Source organism: Flavobacterium sp. 245, assembly GCF_004362055.1.
Taxonomy (GTDB): domain Bacteria; phylum Bacteroidota; class Bacteroidia; order Flavobacteriales; family Flavobacteriaceae; genus Flavobacterium.
Genome location: NZ_SNXB01000003.1, coordinates 221,848 through 236,032, shown reverse-complemented (window position 1 = coordinate 236,032; position 14,185 = coordinate 221,848). Strand labels below are relative to the sequence as shown.

The window sequence follows — 14,185 nt, the reverse complement described above, 5'->3', positions numbered from 1 at the left end:
TAAGTATCATGAAAAAACACATTTTTTATTTCATTTTAACCGTGTTTACGGCTCAAATGAGTTTTGCTACGAGTATTTCAGAATATGCAGTAATTAAAGGAACCATTTCGATTCCAGATTTTATAGCAAAAGAAGTTACGCTTTACAATGTTGAAGAAGGAAAGCCAGCCGTTGCTGCTACCGCTAAAGTTAATTCACTGGGGGAGTTTGGCTTTATGACACCAGTTTCAGCTGCTGGCTTTTATTATGTTGATTACGGGCAATTTAAATCAAGAAACCAATTAATTCGTTTGTATTTAGAACCAAAATTAGATATCAATTTGGTTATCAATAAAGAGAATTATGTTTTAAGCGGCAAAAACGTCGGGCAGAATGTTTTGGTTCAAAAAGCTAATGATATCTATAACGAATTTGCACCATTTGCAAGACTTGGCGGTAATGTTACGTATGTTGATTTTTATCCTTGGATTGATAAAGGGGTGGCAAAAGCCAATGAATTTTCAAAATCAATCAAGACCAAAGATGCTGCATTTGATAAGTTATTAAAATTAGCAGTGGCAACAGATGTTGAAGAACTTACTTATACTTTTTTCAGAATGCCAAGAACTGCATTTCCGGATAAAGATGATCGTCCTGCGGTTATAAAAACTTGGCAGACAGATAAAAAGTTTACAGATCCAGATTTATTAAAGTTGCAAAACGGTGTTTCATTAATGTCAAATTATTTCTTTTATGTAACGATGAATTCTGGTGATGCGCCAAAACGTTTAGATTTAGCAGAAGCCATAACGCACATCACAGATCCGGCTTTAAAAGATGTTTATTTGCGCGATGCTGTTGCAGGTTCTAGAATGAAAATTGAAGAATATGAAAAAGTAGCGCCAAGCATTAAACCGTATATGATTTCAGATGCGAGTAAAACATTTTTAGTTGAATACGAAAAAGTACTTCATAAAAATGTAGGTCAAAAAGGACTTGAATTTACATACAACGATATTAACGATAAACCAGTTTCATTTTCAGATTTCAAAGGAAAATTTGTTTACATCGATTTATGGGCAACTTGGTGCGGACCTTGTAAAGCTGAGATTCCTCATATGAAAAAAATCGAGGAAGATTATCACGGAAAAAATATTGTGTTTGTAAGTCTTTCGTTGGACAAACCAAAAGACGCTCAAAAATGGAAAGATTTTGTAACCAAAGAACAGTTAAAAGGAATTCAGTTAATGGCCGATAAAGATTTCAGTTCAGCTGTGGCTAAAAATTATGATGTAAATGCCATTCCGAGATTTTTGTTATTTGACACAAAAGGAAACATCATCAATGCTGATGCGCTTCGTCCTTCAAATCCTGAGTTGAGAGCACAGCTGGATAAATTATTGAAAGGCTAAAAATATCGTTTTATGAAGTACAGCAAAAAAATATCAGTTTTACTGCTTTTTATCGGAAGTTTAACTTTCGCGCAAGCGCAGAATTACAAAGCAAATGACCCAATCGCGGTCAATCAGAAAATAAAAAAAGGCGTTTTGTCAAACGGAATGACGTATTATATTTATCCGACTGAGGTTAATAAAAATACGGCAAGTTATTACATCATTCAAAACGTGGGTTCTATTTTAGAAAACGATCAGCAGAAAGGTCTGGCGCATTTTCTGGAACATATGGCTTTTAACGGAACCAAACATTTTGAAGGAAAAGGAATCTTGAATACACTTCAAAAACAAGGAGCGGTTTTCGGGAAAAATATCAATGCGTACACAAGCACAGACGAAACGGTTTACAATCTTGACAATATTCCGTCAAAAGATGGTGGAGTAGTGGATACTTGTTTATTGGTTTTGCACGATTGGTCTAATTTTTTGTCTTTGACGAATGAAGAAATCGATGCCGAACGCGGTGTAATTACCGAAGAATGGCGTACGAGACAAAATGCCCGTGCAAGAATTTACAATCAGCTTGCGCCTTATTATTACAATAATTCGCTGTACGCAGATCGTATGCCGATTGGCGATATGGAAATCGTTAAAAACTTTAAATATCAGGTTTTAAAAGATTTTTATAAAGACTGGTATCGTCCAGATTTGCAGGCAATCGCCATTGTTGGGGATATTAATGCCGATGAAGTTGAAGCAAAAATCAAAAAACTTTTTGCGGATATTCCAACACCGGTCAATCCTAAAAAACGTTTTGAAATTGCGATTCCCGAAAGAGAAGATGCAACTTTTAAACTGGCATTGGACAAAGAAATTTCGGCTTCGAATATCAATTTCATGATTCGTCATACTGCCGAAAAGCCAACAGGAACTTTTGCCGATTTAGAAAAATCAACACAGCGAAGCATCGCTTTCGGAATCATAAACAATCGTTTATCTGAAATGGCGCAAAAACAAGAATGTCCTTTTAAAGGTGCACAAATTGGATATCAAAAATATTCTCGTTTGAACGATGTTTTTGTTGTAAGCATAAGTCCGAAACCAGGAAAACAAGCTGAAGCTTTTACAGCTGTGATGAACGAATGGGTTCGCGCTTATAAATTTGGTTTTTCAAATGGAGAAATTGAAAGAGCGGCTAAAGAAACCGTTTCTGGTTACGAAAATTATTTAGAAAAAGTAAATGAGATTTCGCATAAACAAGTAATCGGAATGGTAAAAGATGATTATTTGAACCACGAAGTAATTGCAGATCCTGAAGTAGAATTTGAAATGACAAAAAACATTTTGAAAAATATTGACAGTAAAATACTTCAGGAACAAGTTTCAAAATTATATACTAAACAAAACCGTGTTGTAACGGTAACTGGTGTAGAAGGCGAAGAAAATTTAATGCAGGAAAAAGCATTTGATATTATTCAGAAAGCAGAAAACGATGTTTCGTTACAGCCGTACGTCGATACTTTTGTTTCTAAATCACTTATGGATGGTATCGATTTAAAGCCAGGCAAAATTGTTTCTGAAAAAGAAACGAAAGAAATTGGCGCGACTACTTATATCTTAAGCAATGGTGTAAAAGTGCATTACAAATTTGCTGATAAAAATAAAAAAACGGTTAGTCTGCAAGCAGATAGTTATGGAGGAACTTCTTTGTATGACGGTATTGATATGCCATCAGCTCAACGTTGCGCAGAATTTGCTATGACTTCGGGAATAGGATCATTTTCAGATACTGATTTAGATAAAATATTGAAAGGAAAAATAGTTACTTCCGGTGTTGGTATTAGCCCTATGTCCGAATTTATATCAGCGTCAGCTAATGTGAAAGATGTTGAAACAATGATGCAGTTAGTGTATTTGCGTTTTGAGAGACCAAGATTTGATCAGGAGAAATTTTTGTTGATGAAACAAAGATTTCAAAACTTTCTAAAAAATAAAGAAAAAGATATTAATTCTAAAATGTCAGATAGCGTTTCAGTTGCTGTATATGGGAAAAAAAATCCGCTAGTATACAAAATAGACCAAAAATACATTGATGATTTGTCTTTTGATAAAATGAAAGCAATTTATCAAGATCGTTTTGCAGATGTTTCGAATTTCGAGTTTAATATAGTTGGAGATATTCAGCCAGATATTTTAAAACCTTTATTAGAAAAATATATCGCTAGTATTAAAGGGATTAATCGTAAGGAGAGTTTTAAAGACAAAACTGCTAAAATGATTTCTGACAAAATTAATAAAGAAATTTTCATTAAGATGGAAACTCCCAAAAGTGCTGTGAAAATATACTATCACAACAAGATTGCTTATTCTGAAAAGAATAAAATTTTAGCTTCTTTTTTTGGTGATATTTTGACTTTAAGATATACAGAAAGTCTTCGTGAAAAAGAAGGTGGTACTTATGGTGCTTATGTTCAGTGTGTCGCTGTAAAATATCCTTCTCCAGCAGCTAAGCTTGAAATTTCATTTGATTGCGATGCAAACAGAGCAGATCATTTAGTACCTATTGTTTATCAGGAAATCGATAAAATCAAAAAAGGTGAAATTGTTGCTGAGGATTTGGAAAAAACGAGAATAAATTATTTGAAAATTAAAGCTGACAGCAAAAATTTTAATAAATATACAAGCGATCTTCTTTACAATTATTTTAGAGAAAACTACAATATGGATGATCCTAAAAATTATGAAGATATTGTAAAATCGATCACTGCAAAAGACATTCAAGACTTCGCGAATTCGTTCTTAAATAAAGCCGATTCGTATGAAATCGTTTTCAAACCCTTAAAATAATTTACTAGAATTTAATTTGTACTTCCGGAATCAATTAATATTTTGAATTAGTAAGCATTATTAATTGCAACGGATTCAACAGAGGGTTGTTTTTTGCTATTCAACCCTCTTTTATAAAAAAATACCCATGAACAAGAACATATTTTTAGTGAGTTTTCTGTTGTTGTTCACCATAATGGTGCAGGCACAGATATATAATCCGATAAAATGGAAAACCAGCGTTCAAAAAATTTCAGATACTGAATACGAATTGCAGGCAAAAGCCATCATAGAAAGTGGCTGGCACTTATACAGTCAAAATGTTGCTGACGGAGGGCCAATTCCAACGCATTTTACTTTTACAAAAGCATCAGAATTTAAATTAATTGGAGATGTAAAAGAAGAAAAAGGACAAACAATCAACGATCCAGTTTTTAAAATGCAGATTACGTTTTTTGAAAAAGAAACCACTTTTAAACAACGTGTAAAACTTACCGGTAATAAACCTTTTAAAATTAAAGCTGAGGTTGAATTTATGGTCTGCAATGATGAAAATTGCCTGCCGCCAAGTTACGATTTACTTGAGTTTTCTGTAAGTCCATCTGCATCTGCAGTTGTAGCCGTTGAAGAAGTTGTTCCTGAAATAACACCAAATAAGATTCTGCCTGATTCAACAGCTGTTGATGAAATAAAAGCTGAACCAATTGCCGTAAAGGAACCAATGGAAGCTGTAAAACCAGCCGTTTTAAAAAAGAAAAATAAAGCCGAATTAGATAATTTATGGACAATTTTTATATTGTCTTTTTTCTCTGGTTGTGCCGCTTTGCTTACACCTTGCGTTTTCCCGATGATTCCTATGACAGTAAGTTTTTTTACCAAACAAAGCAAAACAAAATCACAAGGAATTAGAAAAGCCGTTTTTTACGGGATTTTTATCATCACTATTTACATTTTTCTTGGCGCAGTTGTAACCTGGGCTTTTGGAGCAGATGCGTTAAATGCATTGTCGACAAATGTATGGTTTAATGTCATTTTCTTTTTGCTGTTAATAATTTTCGCATTGTCATTTTTGGGCGCTTTCGAAATTATGCTTCCAAATTCGCTGGCTAATAAAGTAGACAGTCAGGCCGATAAAGGCGGTATCATTGGTATATTATTTATGGCTTTAGCCTTGGCAATTGTTTCATTTTCGTGCACTGGCCCCATTGTAGGCACATTATTAGTCGAAGCGGCGTCAAGAGGCGGTGTTGCACCGTTTGTCGGAATGTTTGGTTTTTCTTTTGCTTTGGCTTTGCCTTTTACATTATTTGCCGCTTTTCCCGGTTGGCTGAATTCGCTTCCAAAATCGGGTGGATGGCTGAATTCGGTAAAAGTAGTTTTAGGGTTTTTAGAATTGGCTTTGGCGTTTAAATTTTTGTCGAATGCTGATTTGGTCTTGCAATTGCATTTACTGGAAAGAGAAACATTCATAGCCATTTGGATTGCTATTTTCACTGTCCTTACTTTATATTTATTTGGGAAAATACAATTACCTCATGATAGTCCAATGTCGCATATCAGCGTGGGCAGATTAGGTTTAGGAATTATCGTTTTGTCCTTTACCATTTATTTGATTCCCGGTATTTGGGGCGCACCTTTAAAATTAATCAGCGGTTTTCCGCCACCTTTAAATTACAGTGAAATTCCGAATGGATTTGGAACAAATTCAGATGAAGTGACGTCAAAACTGCCAGATGGAGCTGAATTAGGTCCTCATAATATTGTTGCCTTTACCGATTATGATAAAGGAATGGCGTACGCCAAAAAAATAGGAAAACCAGTTATGATTGATTTTACCGGACATGCCTGTGTTAATTGCCGTAAAATGGAAGACAATGTATGGTCTGACAATAAAGTCCTGAAGGTTTTGAAAGACGATGTTGTCCTTATTTCTTTATATGTTGACGATAAAAGAGAACTGGCTTTAAATGAGCAAGTTGTCTCTGAATTAACAGGGAGGAAAATCAAATATATCGGACAAAAATGGAGCGAGTTTCAAACTATTAAATACAAAACCAATGCGCAGCCTTTTTATGTATTGGTCAATAATGAAGGCGAAGCATTAAATGAATCATCAGCCTATAATCCTGATGTTGACGATTATTTGGATTGGCTGAACAATGGCATTTCTAATTTTAAAAACAATCATTCAGATATTCAGCTAACACAGTTTTAGCTTAAAGAGCTTTATTTTAATTTTTATTTTTTGTTAAGCAAGGTTAAATTGCAAAAGAGGAATAGTGTAAAGGCTATTCCTTTTTTGTTTTAAAAGTCATGAAACCCATTAAAATTGCGGTTTCAAAATTGATAAGAGTTTTGATGATTATTTTTTTTGAAAAATATCGTTCTAAATATTTATTTGTTTAAAAATAGTATGTTATTTTGGCGGAATATATCTTTTTATTGTGGAGCAAATTTTAATTGTCGATGATCATTTAGTGGTTCGAAATGGAGTATCCATGGTTTTGGAGAAACAAATTGAAAATGTAGAAATTTCAAATGCTGAAAATTTCTTCGAAGCCGTTGCGCTTTTAAAGGAAAAGCCTTTCTGTATGGTTATTTTGGATATTAATATTCCGGGTGGCAAAAGCACTGAAATGATCAGTGATATTAGAGCGATTCAGCCAGCAGTTAAAATTCTTGTTTTTTCGGCTCATGAAGAAGATCAATATGCGCTTCAGTATATTTCGGCTGGCGCAAACGGATATTTAAATAAGCTTTGCAGCGAAGAAAAAATGATGTTTGCAATAAAATCTGTTTTTGAAACTTCGTCTTATATTTCTCCAGAACTGGTAAGCAAATTATTGGAAGTACGAACGGCTAAAAAAACTAGAAATCCGCTTGAAACGTTATCGAAAAGGGAACTTCAAATTGCCGAAATGCTTATAAATGGTAACGGAAATCTTGAAATTTCAAACTCGCTCAATATTCATATGTCAACTGTGAGTACGTATAAAGCGCGACTTTTTGAAAAACTTAAAATCACAAATCTGGTCGAACTTATAAATCTTTTCAAGACTTTCGAATATTAGTAATACTCGACGATTATTTCAATGGCAGTTCCTTTGTTAAGTTCACTTGAAATATTGATATTTCCTTCAATAATCAGCAGAAGCTCAATAATCATGTGTAATCCCAAATGGTAGTTTTTGACAATCGGATTTTTGTAAAAATCTAAGTAATACTTAATAAGTTCTGGGCTCATACCTTTTCCGTTATCGATAATCGTAAGCAAAAGAGTATGATCTTTAATTCCCGAAAACAACTCTACTCGGCCATTTGGCGCATTTTTCAGTGCATTATCAATCAAATTATGGACTATGATAGAAAGGGCTTTTTTATTGGTTCTGATTTTTAAATCTGGATCTACGCTGTTGACCATTTGAATGTTTTCAGATTCTGCAATTTTTTCAAAAATATCAAACTTTTCTTCAATCAGCTTGTATAAGGAATAGCTCTCATCTTCTAATTTTTTTCCTTCAATAAATATTGATGAATATTTTATCAGGTTTTCAACATACTCATACAGCTGTGTAGTCGACATTCGAATTGTTCCAACATGTTTTTTTAGTTTAGGATCATCCTGAATGATATCATTTTCAAATAAATGACCAAGTGAGTTTGTCAAGAATTTCAGCGGACTTTTGATATCATGGCTGATACTTTTAACCAATGTTTCCTGTTGTTTGATTTCTTGTTTTAGATTGCTTTTTGTTTTCTGAAGTTTTTTTACTGTTGCCGCCAGTTTTTTTGTTTTTATATCAATAACCTCTTGTAATTTTATACTTTTTCTTTTGATATAATACAATCGTACATACCAAAGTGAAATAGCAAAAACAATCAAAAAAACATAACTCAAGGTAGTAAACCAAACTGTTTGATAAAATTTAGCCGGAACTTTAAGTATAATTCTTTTATAAACATATTCAGAGTCAAAATCAGATAAGCTTCTGATTGTCAGTTTGTATTCTCCGGGAGACAGCGAGGTAAACGATATTGATCTTTCGTTTTTTATTCGCTCCCAGCGGCTGTCTGGTGTTTTTTCCAGTTTTGCCTCAATATGTAAATTTTCAGAATTGCCGTAATAAGGATAAGCAACTAAAATACTTACCCTTTGAAAATTATTCGGCAATACAATGGTATCGTTTGATTGAATCGGTTTTTGATCGACAATAAACTTATCTATATAGAGATCTCTTCCAGGAAGCAGTGGTTTTACTTTGTAAGGATTAAAAAACACAAAACCATTGATTGAAGGTAAAACAATATTATCGTTTTTAAGAAGATTACTGTTTGGCTGACAGCCTCCATTAAATTCATTGGTTAAAAAACCATCAGATTTATTGTACTGATGATAATAGATTGTCTCCAATTTTTTTTGACTGTAATTAATCAAGGTTTTTCTAGATACTTGAAAAAGTCCTTTGTTTGTTGGAATCCAGAAAAAACCTTTTTTGTCTTCTATGATGGAATGCGCCGAATTTAGATAATTGTCTTCATCTTTTGGGAAAGTATAGAACTTTTTGCCATCATATAAAAAAAAGCCTTTTTCATAGGTTGTCAGCCATATTTTTTTATGACTATCAACAAGGATGGCTCTAATGTTTATTTTTTCGGAATTCTTTATAAAATAGAGCTTTCGTGAGCTTTTATTAAATCTTAAAAGACCTTTTTCAGTTCCAAAATAGATGATGTCTTTATCATATTGCGCAATACAAGTAATCTTGTTTTTTAATACAGCAACCAGCGAAATTTTTCCGTTTTTGATGCAATATAATTTTGCATTATGAAATTCATCCTCACTCAGACTGACCCACATGGTACCGTCCTGATCTTTAAATATGACCTTAGGGTTTTGATTGAATTTATAAGTAATAGATTTTTTATAGTCTGTATTTTTTAAATAGCAAAGAACATTATATAAACGGGAAATCCAGATGTTTTTGTCTTTGTCCAGAGCGAGCGTAATTTTTTCATCTAAGAAAACAGTTTTAGGAAAAGAAATACTGTCAATAACTTTTTTGTTACTGAATATAAAACCTTGAGGCGTAATTATGGTGCTGTCGCTAAAAGCAGCTGCAGCATAGTAAACCTCTGAATTTTTAGATTCTCTTTTAACTGATTTAAAAGCTGGAAAATTAATAATACATAATCCGTCTGTACTACTTCCTAAGTATATTTTTTTATTAACTTGATCATAATAAATAGAGACGATATTGCTTTTTTCAAATTCTTTGAATTCCACAATTAGCTTTGCATAAAGTTGTTTGTTATGCTCTCTCAAAAAGTATACTTTATTTTTGATTGAGAAAAAAATCTGGTGAGTGGTTATATTCCAAAAAAGTTTGCGCTGACCTTTAGAAATACTTGGATCTAATGAACCAGAAGATTTTCCGTTTTCAGAAAAACTGTCGTATTTTCCGTCTTCATTTAGATAATAAAGTGTATCTGCAGTCGCAAAAAAATTAAAGACATTATTGCTTGGATAAGCAATTTTATAGATGCTTTTCATTTTAGCATCACATAATTCAACAGTTTTGGAATCAATAAAGAAAATGTTTCCATTAGATAATGTAATATAATAGGGCTGCGTTTTATCAATTGTAAGATAGGAAGGCAATCCGTCATGAAAGAAAAAATGTTGTCCATTTCTATCAATATTAAGCCCTTCTCCCTTTTTCTTGATAATCTTTACCTTTCGGCCATTAATCAGCGCCAGCTCTTTTTTTCCGTGATTATAAGATGTTAGGCTGTCTTTTTGAACACTTCCAAAAATGTCTGTAAAACGGCTTTGTTCTAATGAAGTATTGGATGAATTGAAGGCAGTAAAAACGTTGCCGTCATAACGAACGATGCCGTTTTCTGTTGTCATCCATATAAAATTGTATTTGTCTGCAACGATTGCTTTTATACTGCTTTGAGGTAATTCATTATTATCTGCAGTGTACCATCTGAAAGCATAGTTTTCTTGGCAAAAACCTTTTACCGCAGTTAGCAGCAGTAAAAACCAATAATAACGAAAAGAGGGCAAAAACGTCATTTTTGAATCAGATTTATAGCACAAACATAACAAACTAAATTTAGATTTTTTGATTTGTAGTTTTAAATCTACAAAAATGTAGGTTTATTGGTACGCTATTGCAACTCAATCGATTGCATATAGAATTATATTTGTTATGATAACAAATTTTACTTTAACGATTTAAGAATTTTTTTATAAAATCAAAGTAGATTAAAAACGAAAAAATTATGAAAATTGGATTTATTGGAGTTTGCAGAACAACTATGGATTTAGCCGCAAGAGCCGCTAAATCTGGACATCAAGTACTAATAAGTCATTCACGCAACAACAGCCATGCGCGGGATCTTGTTGGTATGATGGAAGGTAAAGTAAAATTAGTTAGCCGACGGGAAGCCGCAAAAGCAAAAATGCTGGTAGTATTTATCCCGCGGGAAGATATTCAGCTTTTTTTGTCTGATCTGCCTGATATGTCAGAAAAAATAGTACTGCATGCAAACAATCCGATTTTTAGTTTAGAGTGTCTTGCGCCGAGTTTAAATTTGAAATCATCTGGTGAAATTATTGCATCGCTTTTGCCAGAAGCGCATATAGTTAAAATACACAATATTGTCGATTCTGAAATTCAGGTTTCGCAAAAGAAAGCACAATCTGGAAATGAATTATTTTATACGGGAGCAAATAAGGAAGCAAAAAACAAGGTAAAAAGTTTTCTAAAAACCTTGAACTTTTTGGGAATTGATTTTGATGAAATGTATCTTGAAACAAAGTTCGCTTATTCTCCAAATTAAATTAAAAGTCATTAAAAAAGGGAGGTTTCTTATAATTTGTTGAGTTTTATTGGGGGTTATTTTTTAGATTTTGAATTTAAAAACTGCTTTAAAAAAAGCAGTTTTTTTGTTTATTAGTTTTTCGCTGTTTATTTGAAAGTCGACTTATTTCGGGGCTGAAGTTCTTTTTTTTCATAAATTTAGGCTGAAATTAAACTTTTCGTGAGAAAGAAATCTAATCTTTAAACTTCTATTTTATTATGAAAGCATTAGTAATTGGAGCGACGGGCGCAACTGGAAAAGAATTAGTTGACCAGCTTCTTGTAAATGATGATTATAGTGCTGTCTCAATTTTTGTTCGCCGTGCTACAGGAAAATCTCACCCTAAATTGACAGAACATATTGTGAATTTTTCAGAAATAAATCAGTTTAAAGATTTAATAACTGGAGATGTTCTTTTTTCTTGTCTCGGAACAACGTTAAAAGATGCAGGTTCAAAGGAAAACCAATGGAAAATCGATTATGATATTCCCGCAGATTTTGCCGTTGCGGCCAGAAATAATGAAGTGACGTCTTTTGTTTTGGTTTCTTCTTATGGAGCTTCGGCAAATAGCAATGTATTTTATTCGAAGATGAAAGGAAAACTTGAAGATTTTATTGCTGCTCTTCATTTTGAGCAGTATTTGATTTTTAGACCTGGACCGCTGATCAGAGAAAATACAGATCGTTTCGGAGAAAAGGTTTCTATCAAAATAATAAAAGCGCTAAATGCATTGGGGCTTTTCAAAAATTTAAAACCAATAACAACTTCACTTTTGGCAGAAAAATTAATTATTGGTGCCAAAGAACTTCCGTCAGGAACTACGATTCTTGAACTTAAAGCAATTTTTAATTTGCATTAGAAATTTGACGGTATGATTATAATTTAAAAAGCCTTGAAATCTACTATTGTCAAGGCTTTTTAAATAAATCAATAGTTGATTTTACTTAGTTTGTTTCGGGAGCAGGAACGTCAAAACCATTTAAAATCATTGCCAGAAAGCTGTATGAACCAATAAGGAAGATAAGTTCGGCAATGCCATCTTTTCCTAATAATGTTGCTCCCAAATTATAAGAGGCATCTGGAACAATTTTGCCTTTTGCTAAAACAGATGCAATTTCATAAGCGATGGCTTCTTCTTGATTTAAATCTGCCGGACGAATTCCTGACGCTAATGATGCGACTGTGGCTGAAGGAAAACCAAGGTGTTTTGCCATGATTTCGTGAGCATAAAGTTCAAAACGTGCTCCAAATGCTGCGCCAACCGTTAGGATTGCAACTTCTCTGACTTTTTTAGAAAGCGTTGCATGATTGTCTAATGAACGTACAAAACTTAAAGCAGGAACTCCAAATTGCGGATAAGCAAGCATAGGAGGGAACGGACCTGTTAAAGCACCTTCATCATTTGTCATAGAAACTGGGCCTTGGCTATGAGTGATGAGTTTGAAAATTTCATCATGTACATATCGAACTTCGGGAGTCATTGTTTCTGGATGTATAGGATTTACTCGCATGGCTTTGTTTGTTAAATTTAATGTAGTTTTTCGTCAAATTTTCCATCTATCAGAATAAATACAACACGGCACATTTTTCCTGATTTATTGCTCCAGGCATGATTCGTGCCTCGCTGTATAATAATATCGCCTGCTTTTGCAGTTGTTTCGCCTCGGTCCACAATTAAGGTAAGTTCGCCTTCAAGGATAATTCCGTAATCAATGGTTTCTGTTTTATGCATCAATGGGTGCGGTGCATTTTCAGCTGCTTTTGAAGCGTGTTCGCCTTTCATTGTTTTAAAATGCTCTAAGGCTTGTTCTTTAGTCAGATTTCGGATTTCATCACTTTCGGGCGGAAAATCAATAACTCGAATTCTTGTGCCCTGTTTTGGTGGGCCCAACGTAAGTGCGTTTTCCTCAGGATCTGTTTCATTATCGATTAACGCTGGAGTTTGTTTTGTATTCCAAATTTCATGAAACTTAGCGCCATTTGGCCCGCCAACCATATAAGTGCGTGAAGGCACTTCGTTTGATACTATAATCGCTTTTCCATCAGTATCATGTCCAGTTACGATGCGTTTAAATGCTGTAAGATTTGTTTCCATGACGATAAGATTTTGTGTTGTTTTTTTTGAATACATATACACCTAAATAGTGAAAAACGACTCCCACTGCCCATGCTGGAGTTGACCAAAGTGGCCAAGGATAAGTTGTACTAGTTAGATACCAAACGATAAATACAATTGGGGTAACTAATAAAAATACAAGAAGATGGATTTTAAATCCTAATTTGGGATTCTTTTGTGATTTTGCTTCGATGTTGAATGTAGTTTTCATGATTAAGTTTTTTAAAATATTAGCAATAGATTATTTTTTAAATTGATTTAAATAATTGGTTTTCAATTTATTTACATGACAAAGGTAGCGCCGTAATTTTGTAGAAACCGTTGACTTTGGTTAAGAACGAATGAGTAATATTTGGGATCAGATTTTGTATTTAGCAGAATTAAATCTAATTTTAAGTACTTATTTCTCTTAAAATCAGTATTATGGATGCACTTAAGAACGTTATTACATCGATTGTACCTATGTCTGACGAAGAATACAATTTCATGCTTCCGATTGTTAGCAGAATAGAAGTAAAGAAAGACACAGACCTCTTACAGCAAGGAGAAATTTGCCGTCATATCTATTTTATTGAAAGTGGTTTTTTCAGAATGTTTTATGTGGATTATAAGGGAAACGAAATCAACAGCAGATTTGCAAAAGCAAATGATTTTCTGGTTGATTTCGCTAGTTTTATTACACAGAGAACCGCTCATTACAGTTGCCGAGCAATGGAAGATTCAAAAGTAATTGCTTTAGAATATGAGAAAGTAGAAAGTTTATATGATAGCTGTCCGAATTGGTCAAAATTTGGAAGATTGATTGCAGAATCGGCTTATCTGATCATAATTGAAAGACAGGAAATGCTACATTTTCAAACTCCGGAAGAACGCTACAAGACCATTTTAAAAAAAGAGCCTTATCTTTTTCAATTAGTGTCTCAAAATCAGCTTTCGTCTTACATTGGCATTAAACCTGAATCGTTAAGCCGACTTCGTAAAAGGATGATTGGCAAATAA

11 protein-coding genes are annotated in these 14,185 nt (G+C 33.4%); 7 read left to right on the top strand and 4 right to left on the bottom strand.

Translation table 11 applies throughout. The features are described 5' to 3' along the window. The first annotated feature begins 8 nt into the window (after positions 1–8). From EV145_RS22595 to EV145_RS07090, 4 genes are all read left to right on the top strand, one after another. Positions 9–1,391 (top strand): TlpA family protein disulfide reductase, encoded by a 1,383-nt coding sequence (locus EV145_RS22595; protein WP_243739215.1) that lies wholly within the window; start codon positions 9–11, stop codon positions 1,389–1,391. Between the two features lie 12 nt (positions 1,392–1,403). Continuing rightward, on the top strand, positions 1,404–4,220 hold the full coding sequence (locus EV145_RS07100) for a M16 family metallopeptidase (protein WP_133524523.1): 2,817 nt from the start codon (positions 1,404–1,406) through the stop codon (positions 4,218–4,220). Positions 4,221–4,347: 127 nt separating this feature from the next. Further along, the gene (locus tag EV145_RS07095) at positions 4,348–6,414 is read left to right on the top strand and encodes a protein-disulfide reductase DsbD family protein (protein ID WP_133524522.1); all 2,067 of its coding nucleotides are present in this window, start codon (positions 4,348–4,350) and stop codon (positions 6,412–6,414) included. A gap of 229 nt (positions 6,415–6,643) precedes the next feature. Next, on the top strand, positions 6,644–7,270 hold the full coding sequence (locus EV145_RS07090; RefSeq protein WP_133524521.1) for a response regulator transcription factor: 627 nt from the start codon (positions 6,644–6,646) through the stop codon (positions 7,268–7,270). On the opposite strand, the gene EV145_RS07085 is transcribed toward EV145_RS07090, so the two are convergent. After that, entirely contained in the window at positions 7,267–10,278 is a 3,012-nt protein-coding gene (locus EV145_RS07085) for an ATP-binding protein (RefSeq protein WP_133524520.1), read from the bottom strand. The two genes, EV145_RS07090 and EV145_RS07085, sit on opposite strands and share 4 nt — an antisense overlap. A gap of 209 nt (positions 10,279–10,487) precedes the next feature. On the opposite strand from EV145_RS07085, the gene EV145_RS07080 reads away from it, so the two are divergent. Both EV145_RS07080 and EV145_RS07075 read left to right on the top strand, forming a co-directional pair. Further along, the gene (locus EV145_RS07080) at positions 10,488–11,048 is read left to right on the top strand and encodes an NAD(P)-binding domain-containing protein (RefSeq protein ID WP_133524519.1); all 561 of its coding nucleotides are present in this window, start codon (positions 10,488–10,490) and stop codon (positions 11,046–11,048) included. 239 nt (positions 11,049–11,287) lie between these two features. After that, positions 11,288–11,929, top strand: coding sequence for an NAD(P)H-binding protein (locus EV145_RS07075; protein WP_133524518.1), 642 nt, complete (start codon positions 11,288–11,290; stop codon positions 11,927–11,929). Between the two features lie 85 nt (positions 11,930–12,014). On the opposite strand, the gene EV145_RS07070 is transcribed toward EV145_RS07075, so the two are convergent. From EV145_RS07070 to EV145_RS07060, 3 genes are read right to left on the bottom strand one after another with little or no spacing between them, the layout of a single operon-like run. Beyond that, positions 12,015–12,581, bottom strand: a complete 567-nt coding sequence (locus EV145_RS07070; protein WP_133524517.1) for a carboxymuconolactone decarboxylase family protein — start codon at positions 12,579–12,581, stop codon at positions 12,015–12,017. 17 nt (positions 12,582–12,598) lie between these two features. Next, on the bottom strand, positions 12,599–13,165 hold the full coding sequence (locus EV145_RS07065; protein WP_133524516.1) for a cupin domain-containing protein: 567 nt from the start codon (positions 13,163–13,165) through the stop codon (positions 12,599–12,601). Continuing rightward, positions 13,140–13,397: a 2TM domain-containing protein gene (locus EV145_RS07060; protein WP_133524515.1), complete on the bottom strand. Its 258-nt coding sequence runs from the start codon at positions 13,395–13,397 to the stop codon at positions 13,140–13,142. Before EV145_RS07060 ends, EV145_RS07065 begins: the two co-directional genes overlap by 26 nt. Positions 13,398–13,609: 212 nt before the next feature. On the opposite strand from EV145_RS07060, the gene EV145_RS07055 reads away from it, so the two are divergent. Further along, entirely contained in the window at positions 13,610–14,185 is a 576-nt protein-coding gene (locus EV145_RS07055; RefSeq protein ID WP_133524514.1) for a Crp/Fnr family transcriptional regulator, read from the top strand.